This window comes from Azohydromonas lata NBRC 102462 (genome assembly GCF_001571085.1).
GTDB classification, from domain to species: Bacteria; Pseudomonadota; Gammaproteobacteria; order Burkholderiales; family Burkholderiaceae_C; genus Azohydromonas; species Azohydromonas lata.
This window is the reverse complement of the sequence record NZ_BCTC01000040.1, coordinates 1-17,320: the sequence shown is the minus strand read 5'-3', so window position 1 is coordinate 17,320 and position 17,320 is coordinate 1. Positions and strand designations below refer to the sequence as shown.

Genomic DNA, 17,320 nt, shown 5'->3' with positions numbered 1-17,320 from the left:
CACCCCCGTCGCCGCCCCCTCCAATGAGGGGTATCACCCATGGCGCGCCCCGTGCGCCGCCCGTAACTTGGCCCCTGTACGGCGCCTGGACGCCTGCGGCAGATCAGCCGTCGATGATGAGCGGCGTATTTTCGGCCGGCAGGGCGGGCAGTTTCAAAAGCAGTATGCGGTGCCGGAGCACATATCCAAGATCAATTGATTCCCCGGGGGGAAGCATGGCCGCATACCGTCGTGCGCGCGAGTTTCAGCGCGATTTCCTGAATTCCAGTCCGGTATTGATATTTTCCGGTGCCGATATTCCAGGCGGCGGCCTGACGCCCGCGCCGCGCTGAGCCCGACATGGCCAGCCTGCTCAACCTGCCGCGCGACGAGACGCGGCTGCTGCGCCTGCAGGCGCCGTCGCTGCCCGCCGCTGCGCGTTGGGTGCCCGTGCGCGCCACGCTGCGCGAGGCGGTGAACCAGGGTTTCAGTGCCGAGCTGGACGTGCTGGCGCTGCCCGCGCCCAACGGTCCCGCGAGCCTGCTTGGGCAGCCGCTCACCCTGGCGTTGAAGCTGGCCGATGGGAGCCGGCGCACGTGGAACGGCATCGTCCGCACGGCGGCGTGCGCGGGCGCCGTGGGTCGCCTCATGCGCTGGCGCCTGGGGCTGGGCAGCTGGGTGGATGCGCTGGCGCTGCGGCAGGACAGCCGCGTCTACGTGCAGCGCGACGTGCTGGCCATCGTCGCCGACGTGTTCGGCGCCTGTCCCGGCGCGCGCTGGCGCGTGGTGGGCGTGCCGCCCCTGGCTGCCCGCGCCCACTGCACGCAGTACCGCGAGAGCGACTTCCATTTCGTCACCCGGCTGCTGGCGTCCGAGGGACTGCACTGGCGCATCGCGCAGGTGGCGGACGGGCAGGGCGCCACCGCGCATGAGCTGCTGATGGCGGGCGCCGCCGGCTTGGGGACGGACTTGGGCGCGTTGCCCTGGGCCGCCCAACACCCCACCGCCTTTCGGCCCGGCCTGGAAGACCCGGTGACGGATTTCGCCTTCACGCGCCGAGCCGCGGCCAACGCCGTGGCGCTGGGCCGCTGGGACGCGGCGCAGCTCGCGGGCGTGGCTGCCGCGCGGCGGTCTGCCCCGGCCGTCGGCGCGCTGCCCACGCTGTGGCGCTGGGATGGCGATTCACACGCCGCGCCCTGGGCCGACGCGGACGGTGCCGACCGCGCCGCCGCGCAGGCCCTGGAGGCGCTGGCGCTCCAGAGCGAGCGGTTCATTGGGCTTTCCGGCGTGCGCCGCCTGGAGCCTGGGTGCCGCTTCACGCTGCTGGACGAATCCCTGCCCGCTGCCCTGGGCCGCGCCCAAGCCGACGGCTTCACGGTGCTGGCCGTGGAACACCGCGCCGCTAACAACCTGGGCCTTGAGCTGGCGCGGGCGCTGCATGAACCGGTAGTGGAGGGCGGCTACCGCAACCGTTTTGAAGCCGTGGCCGCCGGCACGGCGCTGGTGCCGCCGGCCGTGGGCCGCCGCGCGGCGCCCGCGGCGCTGGCCGCGCGCGTGGTGGGCCGGCACGGCGGGAGCGGCGCGCTGCTGAGCGACCGCGACCACCGGGTGAAGGCGCAGTTCCACTTCCAGCGCGGCAGCGCGCCCAACGCGGGCGGGCTGCCGCACGGGACGGCCGGCGCCTTGGACGGTGCATCGGTGGACTCACCGCCCCAGGGCGCGCCTTGCCATGCCCCGGGCGACGAGCGCTGCGGTGCCTGGCTGCGCGTGCTCGGCCCCGCGGCGGGGGCCGGGTGGGGTTCGGTGGCCGTGCCGCGCGTGGGCGCGGAGGTCGGCGTGGTGTTCGAAAGCGGCGACCTGGACCGCCCGCTGGTGGCCGGCGGGCTGTATCACGGCGCCGACGCGCCACCCTTTGCCGCAGGGCAACACAGCGGCGCGAACCACGGCGGGGCGCTGTCCGGCGTGCACACGCGGGCGGTGGCGGGTGAGGGCTTCAACCAGTGGGTGCTGGACGACAGCCGCGGCCAGTTGCGCATGCGGCTGCACGCGAGCGCGGCGCGCAGCGAGTGGGGGCTTGGGCACCTGATCCAGCAAGGCGCCTCCAGTGCGTGGCGCGGTGCTTGGCGCGGCAGCGGCTTCGAGGGCATCACACGAGGCTGGGGCAGCGTGCGCGCCGGCGCCGGCCTGCTGCTGAGCACGCAGGCACGGCCGGGCCGCTATGGCAGTGCCCAGGGCACGCAGATGGACGCGGCCGAGGGCCTGTCCCAACTCCGTGCCGCGCTGGAGCTGGCGCAGCGCCTGGGTGCGGCCGCGCGCGCCGTGCGAGCGCCGGGGCTGGAGACGGCGGCGGACGGCCAGGCACCGCTGTCCCGCCTCCTGGACGCGCTGGACCCGACGCGCTTTGGGCGTCACCCGGCACGCGTCAACGGCCAGCCGGCGCTGCAGCCCGGGGGCGACGGACGCAGCCCAGGCACGCAACCCGTGCCGGCCTTGAATGAGCCGCTGGCGCTGCTGGACAGTGCCGGCGCCGTGCTGCTGGCCGGCAGCACCTCCGTGCACGCTCATGCCGGCGAAGCCTTCACTTGGCTGGCGCAAGGGGACGCGCAATTCAGCGCCGCGGGCAGCGTCTGCACGGCCTGTGGCGGCATGGCCGGCGTGTACGCGCACCAGGGCGGCGTGACGGCGCGCGCCGCGCACGGCCCGCTGACGCTGCGCGCCCACGCGGACGCCTTGCGGCTGCTGGCCGACGGCCCTGTGACGGTGGTGAGCACGGGCGACGAGATCCGCAGCTGCGCCCAACGCCGCGTGCGTCTGGTGGGCGGCGATTCGGCCTTGACGCTGGACGGGGCCGACATCGAGCTCGCCACACCGGGGACGGTGACGGTGCGGGGGGCGGTGCATGAGTTTTTGGGGGCAGCTTCTTCACCCGCGCTCCTGCCATGCCTTCCACCTGCTTGTGCTTGGGATGCAGGGGGATATGACGAGCAGTTTCGGCTGGTTGACGAAAACGACCGACCAATTGCAGGACAGCGATATCGCCTTGTTGGCTCCAATGGTCAAACCTGGGAAGGGCTCACCGACGAGCAAGGAATGACCAAGCGGATCTACACGGTTGAATCGGTTGAGTTGTTTATGGAGATATTGAGTGGCCAATAAATCGAGAGGCTTCATATGTCTGCATCTGAGAGTAAATCGGCAAGCAAGAGTAAGCTGGCGTCATCTAAAAAGAGCGCTGGAAAAACCAATGACAAGAAAGGCTCGTTGGTGAAGGTGGTGGTTCTTGAAGATGTTGGCAAATGGATTTCGCCGCAAGCAGGTGAGAAGTTCTTTCTCAGTGTGGCGCCAGCTTTGCCTGAAGTAATATTTCAAATTGATTGTGATGCTGCTGGCCCCTTTGTTTGGGAATGGAGCATGCAGTGGGGTGCCAAGGTCAGTGGTTTGCGTGAAAAACTTCCTAGAGGTGTTTTGTTGAAAACATTTAAGTTATCCGGCAAAACAACTACAGACAAGCCGAAATGGAGGCTTGATTTGAATGGCGATGTATTGGGTGGAGTTCTGACTGTTCAGATTGTTGTGGATGGAAATCAATACAAGCGCAGTGTGCATATATGTGGCAAAAATCCAGAGAAAAGTGAGATATTGGCATATCTATCATCTTTTTCTGATTCTAGTGGCTACGAAAAAATAATTGAACAAGAAACAAAAGCTAAGCATTTTCTTGATATTGATGGAGAGCCTGTGGTTGCTTTTGACAACGGTTATGGCTTGGCGCAGCTTACAAATCCGGCTCCGAGTTACCATCAGGTGTGGAATTGGAAGGAAAACATAAAGGCGGGTATCAGTTTATATGCTGCATGCCGGCAGAGAGCAAAGAAAATGCTTGATGCGCACCTGCCTTATTCTGAAGAGATGCTGATAAATGAAACCTATGCCAGGTGGAATGGTGGTGGTTATTACGGTTGGGATGTGAAAGCAAATAAATGGGTGCTGCGTGTGAATATCTTGTGTGATTCCTCTACTGGCAATATTGGCTGGAATATGGTTGATCCAGAAAATTCTGGGAAAACAGAGGCTGATTTGCGTGATCGCGACAAGGATGTTTACAGGCTGGGAAAAAAGGGGCAGGACGATGAGCATCGCTGGCAGTACTCTGGGATCTGCTATGCAGATCATTTGCGCAATGCTGATGAGTAAGAAGATATTGATAGGCGTGGTTGCCTTGTCGATGTTTGAGTCAGCCTGCCTGGCGCAGGGAATATTTTGGAAAAAAGGAGAATTCCACATTGACGGTGTCGTTGTTGAAAGTAAAAGATTGGATCGGAAGCTTGGAGAAGCGGTTAAGGGGGGGGATGTGACGATATTGAATGGGGCGGTGCATTCGCCGGAGTTATATGTGGCCTATGTAAGCAAGCCCAGTCATTCGTTGCCCTTGAGTCGTTGCGGTGCCGGCACGGAGGATGTATTGATGCTGATTCGATATCAGAATGCCAGGTTGGCGTTGCTTGATAAATTGGAGATCAATAGTTGTGAGAAGGGTGTGCTGTTGACGAATCAGGCCATGGAAGTGCCGGTGGAGCCGCTGTCATTTATTGAAATGCATGACGATTGGATTGAATTCTGGAGTACTCCGCCATTGACCAATCCTGGCGTAGATGCTCCGATGCAGCATCGGTACAAGATTGTGAAAGGTCGATTTGTGCGGCGACCATAAGCGATATTGATGTGGTCGCGGGTGGAGATTTGCCGGCATGAAAAAAGCGCCGACATTCCAAATGAGGAAAGGTCGGCATATTGGATGAAATTGGGCCGGGATTCCAGGGCCGGATATTGTTTCCAGCGCCGGCCCGGCTGATGGACGTTGGTGGAAAAAAGTAATGGGCCCTTTCCCAATTCGCGCCGATTCAGGCGGCGCGGTTTTGGGCGGACAGCGCCGAAGCGTCCGGCGCGAGGATGGCCGCCATGCGGTATTCGTCACCGGTGAGAGACAGTGCCGCGGCCGGCGTGCCGCTCACCGCGCATCGCCCCCAGGCTGCGGCCAGCGCCAGCAGCGGCGCCACGGCGCCGGTGTGGCCGCAGCAGGTGCCGGCCAGGTGGAGGTCGTCCATGGGGTCCAGGTGCGGCAGCGCGGATTGCGCCAGGGCGTACAGCGCCGTGGCGGCGTCGCCATGCTGGTCCGCGTCGGTGCTCAGGCAGGCCAGGGCGGCGGCGTCCATGCCGCAGGCGCGCAGGGCGCCGTCCAGCAGCACCTGCAGTGGCGCCGCGGCGTCCAGGGGGCGGCGGGCGTGATCCGCCGGAGGGCAGGGTTGGAAGCGCAAGGCGCGCAGATGCACGGGGGCGAGAGCGCTGGTGGCGTCGTCGGACGGCGGGGCTGGGGCGTCGTCCGCGCGGGTGGATAGCAGCAGCGCGGCGGCGGCTTCGCCCGGCATCAGGCCGCGCGGGCGGAGGGGCAGGGCGTACAGGCGGCCTTCGCGCTCCAGTCGCTGCAGGGCCTCGTCGTCCAGGTCGCTGTGGCAGGCCAGCAGCAGCAGGCGGGCGTCGCGGCCGGCGCGGCGCAGCGCCGTGAGGCGGGTTTGCGCCTGTTCCAGCAGTGCGCCACCGCCGCGCAACGGCCGCAGGTCGGCGGCCCCCGCCAAGCCGGCCGGGGCGAGCGTGGACAGGCGCTGCGCCAGCCAGGTTTGGGCCGCCTGCGCCTGGGCCTCGCTCCACTCGGCGGGCCAGTGGGCCAGCACGTGCAGCGTGGGCGCTGGGCCGGTCATGTCCGACGGCGAGGCGTCGGCCAGCGCCTGGGCCGCCTGGTCCAGCAGCGGCGAGAGGGCAGCCAAGGCGCGCAGCGCGGCGGGGGACGGCGGTGGCGCGTCCTGGGCGGGCCAGTCGGCCTGCACGGCGGCGAGGTCCAGCGCCGCGATGCGGGCGGTGAGCATGGGCAGGCCGTCCTGGTCGCGCAGCAGCGGGTCCGGCCGCGGGCGGGGCTGGCCTTCGGCCAGGGCGGCCAGCAATGTGGAGACGTCGGCGCCGGCAGGGGTGTGGACCCAGGCGGCAAGCAGCGGCAGGGCTGCATCGGCGCCGGTGCCGGCGGACGGGACGGCGTCGGCGGTGTCAGCGGCGGCCTTGCCATCTGCCGAGGGGGCCGGGGGCGTGGCGGTTTTGTCCAGGGGCCATTTGCGCAGGACGAGCACGCCGGCAAACAGCAGCAGCGGGAGAACGAGGAGGTACTGCAGCACGTCGTCCAGGCCGACCACGCGGCGCTGCGCGTACCAGGTGCCCAGGACGACGGCCCAAGTCGCCAGGCCGAGGGCGGCCAGCAGGAGGAGGTGTTTCAGCAGGGAGCGCATGAGGCGGGCAGGCGGCGCGGTGGCGGGGGCCGTCAGTCCAGCGTGGTGCTCTGCGAGGCGATCAGCGTGGCGCCGCAGGCGGTGCGGTCGCCGTGGCGGGCGGCGGGGCGGCCGTCGAGCAGGCAGCTTGCGTCGCCGGAGACGATGGGGCTCACGCCGCCGTGGTGCCTGCACGGGCAGGTGGCCTGGTCGCCCACGCGTGCGATCGGCTTGCCGTGGCTGTCGGTGCTGGGCGAGCCGGAGATGACGGTGCCGCCGTGGGAGGTCTTGTCGCCCAGGACGATGAAAGGCTTGGCCATCGGGGTGCTCCTCTCGGGAGTGGGGATGGGCTCAAGAGTGATTCAAATTGTTTCCGAAGGCTATGAGGGGTGGGCCGGAGGGAGGGGTGACCTGGAGGTAAGGCCGGCGGGCGGGGATGACGCAACAGGGGGCGGAGCGCCTTGGCTGCCGGGATGCGAACACCTGCCCCCAACGAAAAGAGCGCCTCGCGGCGCTCTTTCCTTGTGGGCTTGAAAGCCCTTTTGACGCTTCACCCGGCCCAAGCGGCCGGGCGGCGCGTCACTGCGCTTCCAGCTCGAAGGGCAGTTTCACCTGCGTGAGGTCCTTGCGCGTTTCCACGAGCACCAGCGGGCCTTCGTCCAGCAGCACCACGGGCTTGATTTCGCGCGGCACGTGCACGGGCTTGGGTTCGGCGGCCATGGCCTCCTGCACCGCGCGCACCTTGTCGGCGTCGGAGTGCACCCACTGCAGGCCGGCGGATTCGGCCAGGGACTGCAGGTCACCCAACGGCAGCTCGAAGGCGGGCACGGCCGGCACGGTTTCCACCACGGCGTCGGCCAGCGGGGCCAGCACTTCGGCGGCGGACGCCAGCGGCACGCCGTCCACGTGCGGCTCGGCGGACGCGGCCTCGGCTTCCTGCTGCGCGGCGGCCACGGCGGCTTCGCCCAAGTCGGCGCGGGCGGACACGCCACCCTCGGCCACGGCGGCGGCTTCCAGCGCCTCCACGGCCGGCTCGCGCTCGCGGCGCGGGCTGCGGCGGCGGCGGCGCGGCTCAGCGGCATCGCCGGCTTCCTCGGCCACGGCTTCCGGCGTTTCCGCAGCGGCGACCGTCTCCGAAGCGGCTTCAGCCGTGGCTTGCGGCGCAGCTTCCGACTCGGCAGCTTCCGGGGCAGCGGCTTGCGGCGCGGGCTCGGCCACGGGGGCGGCGGCCACGGCCGTGTCGCCCATCACCTCGGCGCCTTGGGCGGCGGCGATTTCGACGGCAGCCTCGGCGGGCGTGACCGTCTCGGGGCCGGCTTCGCCATCGGCGCGCAGCTCGTCACGGTCGCGGCCACCGCGGCGGCGGCGACGGCGGCGGGCCTGCTCGGCCTGCGCGTCGTAGTCCAGCTCCTCGGCCGGCGGCGCGAACTCGGCGGCACCCGCCTCGGCCGAGCTCAGCTCGGCCGCGACGGCCAGCGGGTCCTCGGCCAGGGGCGCCGGACGCACGGGCTCAGGGCGCGGGGGGCGGCGGCCTTCGCCACGGTCCGCACGGTCGCCACGCTCGGCGCGGTCGCCACGGTCTTCGCGTTGCTCGGTGCGCTCGGCACGTTCCGGCCGCTCGGCACGCTCCACGCGCTCGCCACGGTCAGCGCGCTCGGCACGGTCACCGCGTTCCGCACGCTCGACGCGCTCAGGACGCTCGGCGCGTTCCGGGCGCTCGGCACGCTCCACGCGCTCGCCACGCTCGGCGCGGTCACCACGCTCTGCACGGTCGGCACGGTCAGCGCGCTCGGCACGGTCGCCGCGCTGCGGGCGCTCGCTGCGCTCGTCGTAGCCGTTGGCGTCGAAGGCTTCCTGGCGGCGGCTGCTGCGCTCGGGGCGCTCGGCGCGTTCCGGACGCTCGGCGCGCTCGCTGCGCTCGCCACGGTCAGCACGCTCGGTGCGCTCGCCGCCGCGGGCTTCGCGCACGTCGCTGCCGTTGCGGCGCTCGTCGCCGCGGCCACCACGGCCAGCGTCACGGCCACCGTCGCGGCGGCCGCCGCTGCGTTCACCGCGCTCGCCGCCGCGTTCGCCACGCTCACCGCGTTCGCGGCGGCGGCTGTCGCGGGCTTCGCCGGGGAAGGGGTAGCCGTCCTGGGCGGTGGCCACGGCCGGCGCGGCGGCCGGGGCGGCCACGGCGGCGGGCTGGCCGTTGTCCACGCCGAACAGGCGCTTGACCCAGCTGAAGAAGCCGCCACCGATCGGGGCCGGCGCCGGGGCCGCCACGGGCTCAGGCGCGGGCGCCGCCACCGGGGCGGGCGTCGGGGCCGGCTTGGGCGGGGCGATGGGCGCGGAGGTGTCGGGCAGGATGCCCTTGATCACCGGCTCCTGCTTGGGCTTGGTCTTCTCGCGGCGCGTGATCCCGACCTCGTCGTCAAGCTCCTCGATCATGGTGTAGCTGGCCTGCAGGTTCTCCAGCCGCGGGTCGTCGTGGCGCAGCCGCTCCAGCTTGTAGTTGGGCGTCTCCAGGTGCTTGTTGGGCACCAGCAGCACGGTCACGCGCTGCTTGAGCTCGATCTTGGTGATCTCGGTGCGCTTCTCGTTGAGCAGGAAGCTCGTCACCTCCACCGGCACCTGCACGTGCACGGCGGCGGTGTTGTCCTTCATGGACTCTTCCTGAACCATGCGCAGGATCTGCAGCGCCGACGATTCGGTGTCGCGGATGTGGCCGGTGCCGTTGCAGCGCGGGCAGGTGATGTGGCTGCCTTCGGAGAGGGCCGGGCGCAGGCGCTGGCGCGAGAGCTCCAGCAGGCCGAACTTGGAGATGGAGCTGAACTGCACGCGGGCGCGGTCCTGGCGCAGCGCGTCGCGCAGGCGCTGTTCGACCTCGCGGCGGTTCTTGGACTCCTCCATGTCGATGAAGTCCACCACGATCAGGCCGCCCAGGTCGCGCAGCCGCATCTGGCGCGCGATCTCGTCGGCGGCTTCGAGGTTGGTGCGGCTGGCGGTCTCCTCGATGTCGCCGCCGCGCGTGGCGCGGGCGGAGTTGACGTCGATGGACACCAGCGCCTCGGTGTGGTCGATGACGATGGCGCCGCCGGAGGGCAGGTTCACCGTGCGGGCGAAGGCCGTCTCGATCTGGTGCTCGATCTGGAAGCGGCTGAACAGCGGCGCATCGTCACGGTAGCGCTTCACACGCGGTGCCAGCTCGGGCATCACGTGGTTCATGAACTGCTGGGCCTGCTCGAAGATGTCGTCGGTGTCGATCAGGATCTCGCCGACGTCCACGGTGAAGTAGTCGCGGATGGCGCGGATGACCAGCGAGCTTTCCTGGTAGATCAGGAAGGCGCCCTTGCTCGACTGCGCGGCGCCGTCCACGGCGCTCCACAGCTTGAGCATGTAGTTGAGGTCCCACTGCAGCTCGCCCGCGGAGCGGCCGATGCCGGCGGTGCGGGCGATCAGGCTCATACCCTTGGGGTATTCGAGCTGGTCCATCGCCTCCTTGAGCTCTTCGCGGTCCTCGCCCTCGATGCGCCGGCTCACGCCGCCGCCGCGCGGGTTGTTGGGCATGAGCACCAGGTAGCGCCCGGCCAGGCTGATGAAGGTGGTCAGCGCCGCGCCCTTGTTGCCGCGCTCCTCCTTTTCCACCTGGACCAGCAGCTCCTGGCCCTCGCGGATGACGTCGCTGATCCTCGCGTTCTTGACCTCGGCGCCTTCCCTGAAGTACTGGCGCGAGATTTCCTTGAAAGGCAGGAAGCCGTGGCGGTCCTCGCCGTAGTCGACGAAACAGGCTTCCAGCGAAGGTTCGACGCGGGTGACGACGGCCTTGTAGATGTTGCCCTTGCGCTGCTCGCGTCCTTCGATTTCGGTTTCGAAGTCAAGCAGCTTTTGGCCGTCGACAATCGCCAGCCGCCGCTCTTCGGGCTGCGTGGCATTGATCAGCATGCGCTTCATGTGCACTCCTGCGGCCGTTCTGGGCGGCCGCTTCTCTCAGCTGCCGCCCGTGTCTCCCACAGGCGGCTGTCCGATGCACGAGAGTCGTGGAAGAAGCGTCGGTCAGGAATCGCCCGGGGCTGCCGTGAGGCCTTCGCCTGGCACGGCAGCGGGGCTGCACGCGGCACAGAGAAAACAGGCTCCGAAGTCGCTCCTCCGAGGCCCGTCGCCGCAGGCGACAGGCACGCCGACGGCGACCGCGCCGGAGAACCGGGGTCGCTGGGTGGGCAGTTTTTGGGAAGACGGCGACGACATGCGCACGGTCACTGGACGCTGTGGGGCGAGCTGGCCGTTTCGACCTTCTCGGCCCCGAAAACCTTGTTCGTTCCCTGCAACAGGGGGGCTTCTTCTACGGTGTCTCTTCCGCTGCGCCGGGCCGGCTGCCGGGTCACTTGGGGACCGGGCTCGCCGCCGGGGCGACCGCGTTGCATCACCGGGTTTTGCGCTTGCGCGCTGCCGGTGCATGTTGCAGTGCCGGTAAACTCTGAAAAATCAAGCACTTACAACACACATGGGCCGACGCATTATAGGCGGCAATTCCGCCGCGGCGAAGCCGTCTGTCAAGACCTCATCCGTCGCGCCCGCACCATCCGTGCAGCGCCTCACGGTGGACGAGGGTTCGCAGGGCCAGCGCCTGGACAATTTCTTGCTTCGCGTGCTCAAGGGCGTGCCTAAAACGCACGTCTACCGGGTCATCCGCTCAGGGGAAGTTCGCATCAACAAGGGCCGCGCCAGCGCCGACACGCGACTGGAAATCGGCGACGAGGTCCGCGTGCCGCCCGTGCGGCTGCCCGCGCCCACCGAGGCGCCGCCGGTGCCGGCCCGCGAATTCCCCTTGCTGTTCGAGGACGAGCACCTGCTCGTCATCGACAAGCCCGCCGGCGTGGCGGTGCACGGCGGGTCGGGCGTGAGCTTCGGCGTCATCGAGCAACTGCGCCAGGCGCGGCCGCAAGCGAAATTCCTGGAGCTGGTGCACCGGCTGGACAAGGAAACCTCGGGGCTGCTGCTCATCGCCAAGAAGAGAAGCGCGCTCACCTCGCTGCAGGACCAGTTCCGCGCCCGCGACACCGGCAAGACCTACGCGGCGCTGGTGACGGGGCCCTGGCCGGAGAACCGCAAGGTCATCGACGTGGCGCTCCATAAATACCTGGACGCCGGCGGCGAGCGCCGCGTGCGCGCCGTGGCGGCCGACCACGCCGACGGCCGCCGCTCCATCTCGCTGGTGCGCATCGCCCAGCGCTACGACGGTTTTACTTTGCTGGACGTGACCATCAAGACCGGGCGCACGCACCAGATCCGCGTGCACCTGGCCAACGAGGGCTGTCCGATTGCCGGGGACGACAAGTACGGCGACTTCGCCCTCAACCGCGCCCTGGCGCGGGGCGAGCGGGTGGCGGGCGTGCGCTTCGAGCGCATGTTCCTGCACGCGCGGCGCCTGGCCTTCGACCACCCGGCCAGCGGCGAGCGCATCGAGCTGCAGGCGCCGCTGCCCGCGGAGTGCGCGCAACTGCTGGAGCATCTGAAACCGCTGGCCGGCCGCGCGGGGACGGCTGCACCGGCCCCGGTGGCCTGATCCCTGCTTGAAGGCAACGCCATGAACCTGCCACGACGCTTTGATCTGATCGTCTTCGACTGGGACGGCACGCTGTTCGACTCCACGGCGCTCATCGTCCGCTGCATCCAGGATGCGTGCGCCGATTTGGGCGTGACCGTGCCCAGCAACGAGGCCGCCACCTACGTCATCGGACTGGGGCTGCAGGACGCGCTGCGCCACGCCGTCCCCGGGCTGCACGCCTCGCGCTACCCGGAGCTGGCGCAGCGCTATCGCCAGCATTACTTCGCCCGCCAGCATGAGCTGAGCCTCTTCGAAGGCTCGCTGGAGATGCTGCAAGCCTTGAAATCCCGCCACCACTGGCTGGCCGTGGCCACCGGCAAGGCCCGGCGGGGGCTGGACGAGGCGCTGGCGCATTCGCAGCTCGCGGGCCTGTTCGACGGCACCCGCACCGCGGACGAGACGGCCTCCAAGCCCGACCCGCGCATGCTGCTGGAGCTGATGCGCGAGTTCGGCGCGGAGCCGCAGCGCACGCTCATGATCGGCGACACCACCCACGACCTGCAGTTGGCCCTGAACGCCGGCACGCCCAGCCTGGCCGTGAGCTACGGCGCGCACGAGCCCGAGGCTTTCGAGGCCTACGGCCCGCTGGCGGTGCTGCATTCCACGGCCGAGCTCAGCGACTGGCTGCTGGGCCATGCCTGAGGCGCCGCCGCCCCGGCCCGCGCCGCCGTCATCGCCGCCCGCCGAGCCGCGGCGCCTGTGCGCCGGCGCCGACCTGGCGGAGAAGGGCAAGGCGCTGGTGTTCGACGTGTTGCTGTGGGGCCAGGCGGCCACGGCCTTCGCGCTGCGCTTCGACGGCGCGGTGGTGGCCTACGTCAACCGCTGCGCCCACGTGCCGGTGGAGATGGACTGGCAGCCCGGCGAGTTCCTGGACGCGCAGCGGCAGTGGATCCTCTGCTCCATACACGGCGCGGCCTACGAGCCGGCCACGGGGCGCTGCGCCTGGGGACCGTGCGGACGGGGCCGTCTCAAGCCCTTGCATGTGGAGGAAAAGGGTGGCGAGGTGTATTGGTATCCTTGCGCCGACATTCGACCGGTGGACCGCGCCGGCTGATCTCCGGCCGGCACCGCTGGCAAAACCACTCCGCTGAAAGCTCCCCGCCATGAACGACGAAGCCCGGCCCGGCGATGCGCCGGAGGCCATGCCCACGCCCAAACGTGACGCCGCCGCGGCGCCGCGCGCCAGTTACGAAGCCGTGATGGAGCAGGTGGCGCGGGAGTTCGTCCGCGAGCGCCGCAGCGACAGGCGCTGGCGCATCTTCTTCCGCCTGGCCTGGCTGGGCCTGTTCCTGGCCGTGGCTTGGGCGCTGCTGGTGCAGCGTACCCACGTCGCCGCGCCCACCGGCCCGCACACCGCGCTGATAGAAGTGCGCGGCGAGATCGCCGCCGACACCGAGGCCAACGCCGAGGACATCGTCGCCGCGCTGCGCACGGCCTTCGAAGACCGCGGCGCGCAGGCCGTGGTGCTGCGCATCAACAGCCCCGGCGGCTCGCCGGTGCAAGCGGGGATCATCAACGACGAGATCCGCCGCCTGAAGGCGCTGCACAAGAAGCCGGTCTACGCCGTGGTGGAAGAGATGTGCGCCTCCGGCGCCTACTACATCGCCGTGGCCGCGGACGAGATCTACGTGGACAAGGCCAGCCTGGTCGGGTCGATCGGCGTGCTGATGGACGGCTTCGGCTTCAACGGGCTGATGGACAAGCTGGGCATCGAGCGCCGGCTGCTCACCGCCGGTGAGAACAAGGGCATGCTGGACCCGTTCTCGCCGCAGAACCCGCAGCAGCGCGCCTTTGCGCAGGCCATGATCGACCAGATCCACCAGCAGTTCATCGCGGTGGTCAAGGAAGGCCGCGGCAAGCGCCTGAAGGAAACGCCGCAGACCTTCTCCGGCCTCTTCTGGAACGGCGAGGACGCCGTGGCCCAGGGCCTGGCCGACAGCTTCGGCAACCTGGACATGGTGGCACGCGAGGTGGTCAAGGCCGAGGAAGTGATCGACTACACGCCCAAGGAAAACGTGGCCGAGCGCCTGGCCAAGCGCTTCGGCGCAGCGGTGGGCGCCGGCGCGGTGCACGCGCTGCAGTCGTCGGTGCACCTGCGCTGACGGCGCCGCGATACCGGCTCCCCAAAAGGAAATGCCCGCGTCAGCGGGCATTTCCTTTTTCAGCGCTTGGCTTTCAGCCCTTCAGCGCCTCACTCAGCCGCCGCGAATTGCCCGGGTCGCGGAATACCAGCGGCTGCGCCCGCACCGGCGCCGCCACGCCGTCTTCCACGCGCTGCACCGCCTCCTGCACCAGGTGGTGGTGGGGGCTCTTGGGGCACACGGGGTCGGCGGCGGCGGCGTCCTGGGCCAGCAGGTAGGCCTGGCAGCGACAGCCGCCCAAGTCCTGCTCCTTGTGCTCGCAGCTCGCGCAGGGCTCCTTCATCCAGCCCGTGCCGCGGTAGCGGTTGAAGCCGTCGGAGTCGAACCAGGCCGAGCGCAGCGAGCTGTCGCGCACGTTGGGGAAGGTCAGGCCGGGCAGCATCTTGGCCGTGTGGCAGGGCAGCACGTCGCCGTCGGGCGTGACGGTGATGAACATGCTCCCCCACCCGTTGACGCACTTCTTGGCCTTGCCCTCGTGGTAGTCGGGCGACACGAAGAACAGCTTCATCCTGTCGCCCAGCTTCACGCGCCAGGCGTCGGTCACGGCCTCGGCGCGCTTGAGCTGCTCGCGCGTGGGCAAGAGCTGCTCGCGGTTGATGAAGGCCCAGGAGTAGTACTGCGAGTTGGCCAGCTCGACGTACTCGGCACCCAACTCGTCCGCCAGGGCGATGATGGGGTCGATGTGGTCGATGTTGAGCCGGTGCAGCACCACGTTCATGACCATGGGCCAGCCCTGTTCCTTGATCAGCGCGGCGACGCGGCGCTTCAAGTCGAAGGTCTTGGTGTGCGAGAGGAAGTCGTTGACTTCCTTGGTCGAGTCCTGGAACGAGAGCTGCACGTGGTCCAGCCCCGCGGCCTTGAGCGCTTGGGCGCGCTGCGGCGTCAGGCCCACGCCGGAGGTCAGCAGGTTGGTGTAGTAGCCCAGGCGGTGGGCCTCGGCGATGAGCTCTTCCAGGTCGTCGCGCAGCAGCGGCTCGCCGCCGGAGAAGCCGCACTGCACGGCGCCGAGCTCGCGGCCCTCGCGCAGCACGCGCACCCAATCGGCGGTGGAAAGCTCCTGCTCGTGCTGCGCGAAATCGACCGGGTTGTAGCAAAACACGCAGTGCAGCGGGCAGCGGTAGGTCACTTCCGCCAGCAGCCACAGCGGCGGCCCCGGGCGCGCGGCGGCCAGCGCCGCGCTGGTGGCGGGCAGGGGAGAGGCGTTCATCAGGCCGCCTCCCACTCCAGCCAGCGCTGCTTGCCGGCGATGTCCATGAAGGCGACCACGTCGCCCTGCAGCCCCTGCGTGTTGAAGGCCTGCTCCAACTCCGCGACGATCTGCTTCACGCTGCGCGTGCCGTCACAACGCTTCAGGATCTCGCCGCCGCTCTGGTTGAGCTTGACCATGCCTTCCGGGTAGAGCAGGACGAAGCACTGCTGCACCTCCTCCCACTGCAGCCGGAAGCCCCGGCTGATGCGCGGGCTGCTGTCGAGTTGCGGCGCCGCGTTCATGCGTTGACCCCGTAGCGCTGCGCCATGGCGTCGTTCATGGCCCACAGGATGTCCAGCTTGAACTGCAGGATCTCCAGCGCCCGCTCCTGCAGCGCGCGGGTGTTGAAGTGGTCCAGCGTGACGGCCAGGCCCTGCTCCACGTCGCGCCGCGCCTGGCTGACGCGGTTGCGGAAGTAGGTCAGGCCTTCCGGCTCTATCCAGGTGTAGTGCTCCGGCCAGGTGGCCAGGCGCTGCTTGTGGATCTCGGGGGCGAACAGCTCGGTCAGCGACGAGCACACCGCCTCCTGCCACGGCGCCTTGCGCGCGAAATTGATGTAGGCGTCCACCGCGAAGCGCAGCGCCGGGATGACGTGGCGCAGGTCCTCGATCTCCTCGCGCTTGAGGCCCACGGCCTCACCCAGGCGCAGCCAGGCCTCGATGCCGCCCGGGTCCTTGATGCCGCCGATCTCGAACCCGTCGTGGTCCAGGATGCGCTGCACCCAGCCGCGGCGCACGTCGCGGTGCGGGCAGTTGGCCATGACGTTGGCGTCCTTCACCGGAATCGCGATCTGGTAGTAGTAGCGGTTGGCCACCCAGGCGCGCACCTGCTCCGGCGTCGCCTTGCCCGTGTTGAGCATGACGTTGAACGGATGGTGGATGTGATAGCTGCGGCCACGCTCGCGCAGCTTGGTTTCGAACTCCTCGCGGCTCCAGGCGGGGCGGCCGTCGGCAGCGGGGGCGGTGTGGTAGAGGATGTCGGCGCGCATGGGAAGTCTCCGTTGTTGTCGTGTGTGTCGGGTACTGCTGCTTAAAGGTCCAGGGCCATGCCGTCCTCGCACACGGTGATACCGGCGCGGGTGAGCTCGGCGCGCTCGGCCGAGTCCTCGTCGAGGATGGGATTGGTGTTGTTGATGTGGATGAGGAAGCGCTGCGTGTTTGCCGGCAGCTTGTCCAGCCACTCCACCATGCCGCCGGCGCCGCTTTGCGCCAGGTGGCCGATGTCGTGGGCCGTCTTGCGGCTCAAGCCCATGCGCTGCATCTCGTCGTTGGTCCAGAAGGTGCCGTCCACCATCACGGCGTCGGCGGCCTGCATGGCGGCGAACACGGGGCCGTCGATCTCGCCCAGGCCCGGCGCGTAGAACAGGGTCTTGCCGCTGCGCGGGTCGGTGACGGACAGGCCGATGTTGTCGCCCGGCTCCGGCGCGTCGCGGTGCGGCGAGTAAGGCGCGGCCTTGCTGGACAGCGCAATGGCGCGGAACACCAGCGGCGCCAGGCCTGGAATTTCAAACGGCGTGCCGTCGGGCTGGAGGCAGCGGCGGTCCACCCCGCAGTAGTGCTCCAGCACGCGCAGGATGGGGTTGCCGGTGGTGAGGTCCTGGGCCACGGCGTCGGTGCACCACAGCGGCAGCTTGCCGTTGCGCTCGCGCAGCATGAACAGGCCCGTGGAGTGGTCGATCTGGCCGTCGATCAGCAGCACGGCGGCGATGGCCGTGTCGCGCAGCGCGCGGCCCGGCTGCAGCGCGGGCGTGGCCTTGATCTGCTGCAGCACGTCCGGCGAGGCGTTGAGCAGCAGCCCGTCGCCGCCGGCGTCCGGCTGGATGAAGATGGAAGACTGCGTGCGCGGCTTGGCCCGCACGGTGCCGGCGCGCACCCCGGCGCAGTTGCGGCAGTTGCAGTTCCACTGCGGAAAGCCGCCGCCGGCGGCGGAGCCCAGGATGGTGATGCGCATGGCGTCCCGTGTTCGTCTGTCTGGTGAGCCTGGCATCCGCGGCGGCAAGAAAAGCGCCTGGCGGATGTGGGCGGGGCGGCACGGCTTGCACCGTGCCGCCCCG

At 69.0% G+C, this 17,320-nt stretch carries 14 protein-coding genes; 7 read left to right on the top strand and 7 right to left on the bottom strand.

Features of this window, described 5'->3' with window-relative positions; genetic code table 11:
- The first annotated feature begins 339 nt into the window (after positions 1-339).
- The 3 genes from ALA01S_RS15120 to ALA01S_RS33050 are packed head-to-tail and all read left to right on the top strand — an operon-like array spanning position 340 to position 4,690.
- Positions 340-3,135, top strand: a complete 2,796-nt coding sequence (locus ALA01S_RS15120; RefSeq protein ID WP_066337768.1) for a type VI secretion system Vgr family protein — start codon at positions 340-342, stop codon at positions 3,133-3,135.
- 15 nt (positions 3,136-3,150) lie between these two features.
- Complete coding sequence (locus tag ALA01S_RS33055; RefSeq protein WP_157119030.1) at positions 3,151-4,173, top strand: hypothetical protein; 1,023 nt, start codon at positions 3,151-3,153, stop codon at positions 4,171-4,173.
- Positions 4,166-4,690, top strand: coding sequence for a hypothetical protein (locus ALA01S_RS33050; protein ID WP_157119029.1), 525 nt, complete (start codon positions 4,166-4,168; stop codon positions 4,688-4,690). The genes ALA01S_RS33055 and ALA01S_RS33050 overlap by 8 nt, the downstream gene beginning before the upstream one ends.
- A 190-nt stretch (positions 4,691-4,880) precedes the next feature.
- Here ALA01S_RS33050 and ALA01S_RS15115 read toward each other — a convergent pair whose 3' ends face one another.
- From ALA01S_RS15115 to ALA01S_RS15105, 3 genes are all read right to left on the bottom strand, one after another.
- Complete coding sequence (locus ALA01S_RS15115) at positions 4,881-6,311, bottom strand: hypothetical protein (RefSeq protein WP_066337767.1); 1,431 nt, start codon at positions 6,309-6,311, stop codon at positions 4,881-4,883.
- Positions 6,312-6,343: 32 nt separating this feature from the next.
- On the bottom strand, positions 6,344-6,610 hold the full coding sequence (locus ALA01S_RS15110) for a PAAR domain-containing protein (protein WP_066337765.1): 267 nt from the start codon (positions 6,608-6,610) through the stop codon (positions 6,344-6,346).
- A 259-nt stretch (positions 6,611-6,869) separates the two neighbouring features.
- Complete coding sequence (locus ALA01S_RS15105) at positions 6,870-10,223, bottom strand: Rne/Rng family ribonuclease (RefSeq protein ID WP_066337764.1); 3,354 nt, start codon at positions 10,221-10,223, stop codon at positions 6,870-6,872.
- Between the two features lie 550 nt (positions 10,224-10,773).
- Between ALA01S_RS15105 and ALA01S_RS15100 the strand changes: the two genes are divergently transcribed.
- From ALA01S_RS15100 to ALA01S_RS15085, 4 genes are read left to right on the top strand one after another with little or no spacing between them, the layout of a single operon-like run.
- The gene (locus tag ALA01S_RS15100; RefSeq protein WP_084267596.1) at positions 10,774-11,835 is read left to right on the top strand and encodes an RluA family pseudouridine synthase; all 1,062 of its coding nucleotides are present in this window, start codon (positions 10,774-10,776) and stop codon (positions 11,833-11,835) included.
- Between the two features lie 21 nt (positions 11,836-11,856).
- Positions 11,857-12,519 carry an HAD family hydrolase gene (locus tag ALA01S_RS15095; protein ID WP_066337760.1) on the top strand — a complete coding sequence of 221 codons (663 nt, stop codon included), beginning with the start codon at positions 11,857-11,859 and terminating at the stop codon, positions 12,517-12,519.
- Positions 12,512-12,931 (top strand): Rieske (2Fe-2S) protein, encoded by a 420-nt coding sequence (locus ALA01S_RS15090; protein ID WP_084267595.1) that lies wholly within the window; start codon positions 12,512-12,514, stop codon positions 12,929-12,931. Before ALA01S_RS15095 ends, ALA01S_RS15090 begins: the two co-directional genes overlap by 8 nt.
- Before the next feature lie 49 nt (positions 12,932-12,980).
- Positions 12,981-13,979 carry a S49 family peptidase gene (locus ALA01S_RS15085; protein ID WP_084267594.1) on the top strand — a complete coding sequence of 333 codons (999 nt, stop codon included), beginning with the start codon at positions 12,981-12,983 and terminating at the stop codon, positions 13,977-13,979.
- 73 nt (positions 13,980-14,052) lie between these two features.
- Here ALA01S_RS15085 and pqqE read toward each other — a convergent pair whose 3' ends face one another.
- The 4 genes from pqqE to pqqB are packed head-to-tail and all read right to left on the bottom strand — an operon-like array spanning position 14,053 to position 17,217.
- Positions 14,053-15,225 (bottom strand): pyrroloquinoline quinone biosynthesis protein PqqE, encoded by a 1,173-nt coding sequence (gene pqqE / locus ALA01S_RS15080; protein ID WP_066337758.1) that lies wholly within the window; start codon positions 15,223-15,225, stop codon positions 14,053-14,055.
- Entirely contained in the window at positions 15,225-15,509 is a 285-nt protein-coding gene (gene pqqD, locus ALA01S_RS15075; RefSeq protein ID WP_066337756.1) for a pyrroloquinoline quinone biosynthesis peptide chaperone PqqD, read from the bottom strand. Before pqqD ends, pqqE begins: the two co-directional genes overlap by 1 nt.
- Positions 15,506-16,255 (bottom strand): pyrroloquinoline-quinone synthase PqqC, encoded by a 750-nt coding sequence (pqqC, locus tag ALA01S_RS15070; RefSeq protein WP_066337754.1) that lies wholly within the window; start codon positions 16,253-16,255, stop codon positions 15,506-15,508. Before pqqC ends, pqqD begins: the two co-directional genes overlap by 4 nt.
- Positions 16,256-16,296: 41 nt before the next feature.
- Complete coding sequence (pqqB, locus tag ALA01S_RS15065) at positions 16,297-17,217, bottom strand: pyrroloquinoline quinone biosynthesis protein PqqB (RefSeq protein WP_066337753.1); 921 nt, start codon at positions 17,215-17,217, stop codon at positions 16,297-16,299.
- Positions 17,218-17,320 lie beyond the last annotated feature (103 nt).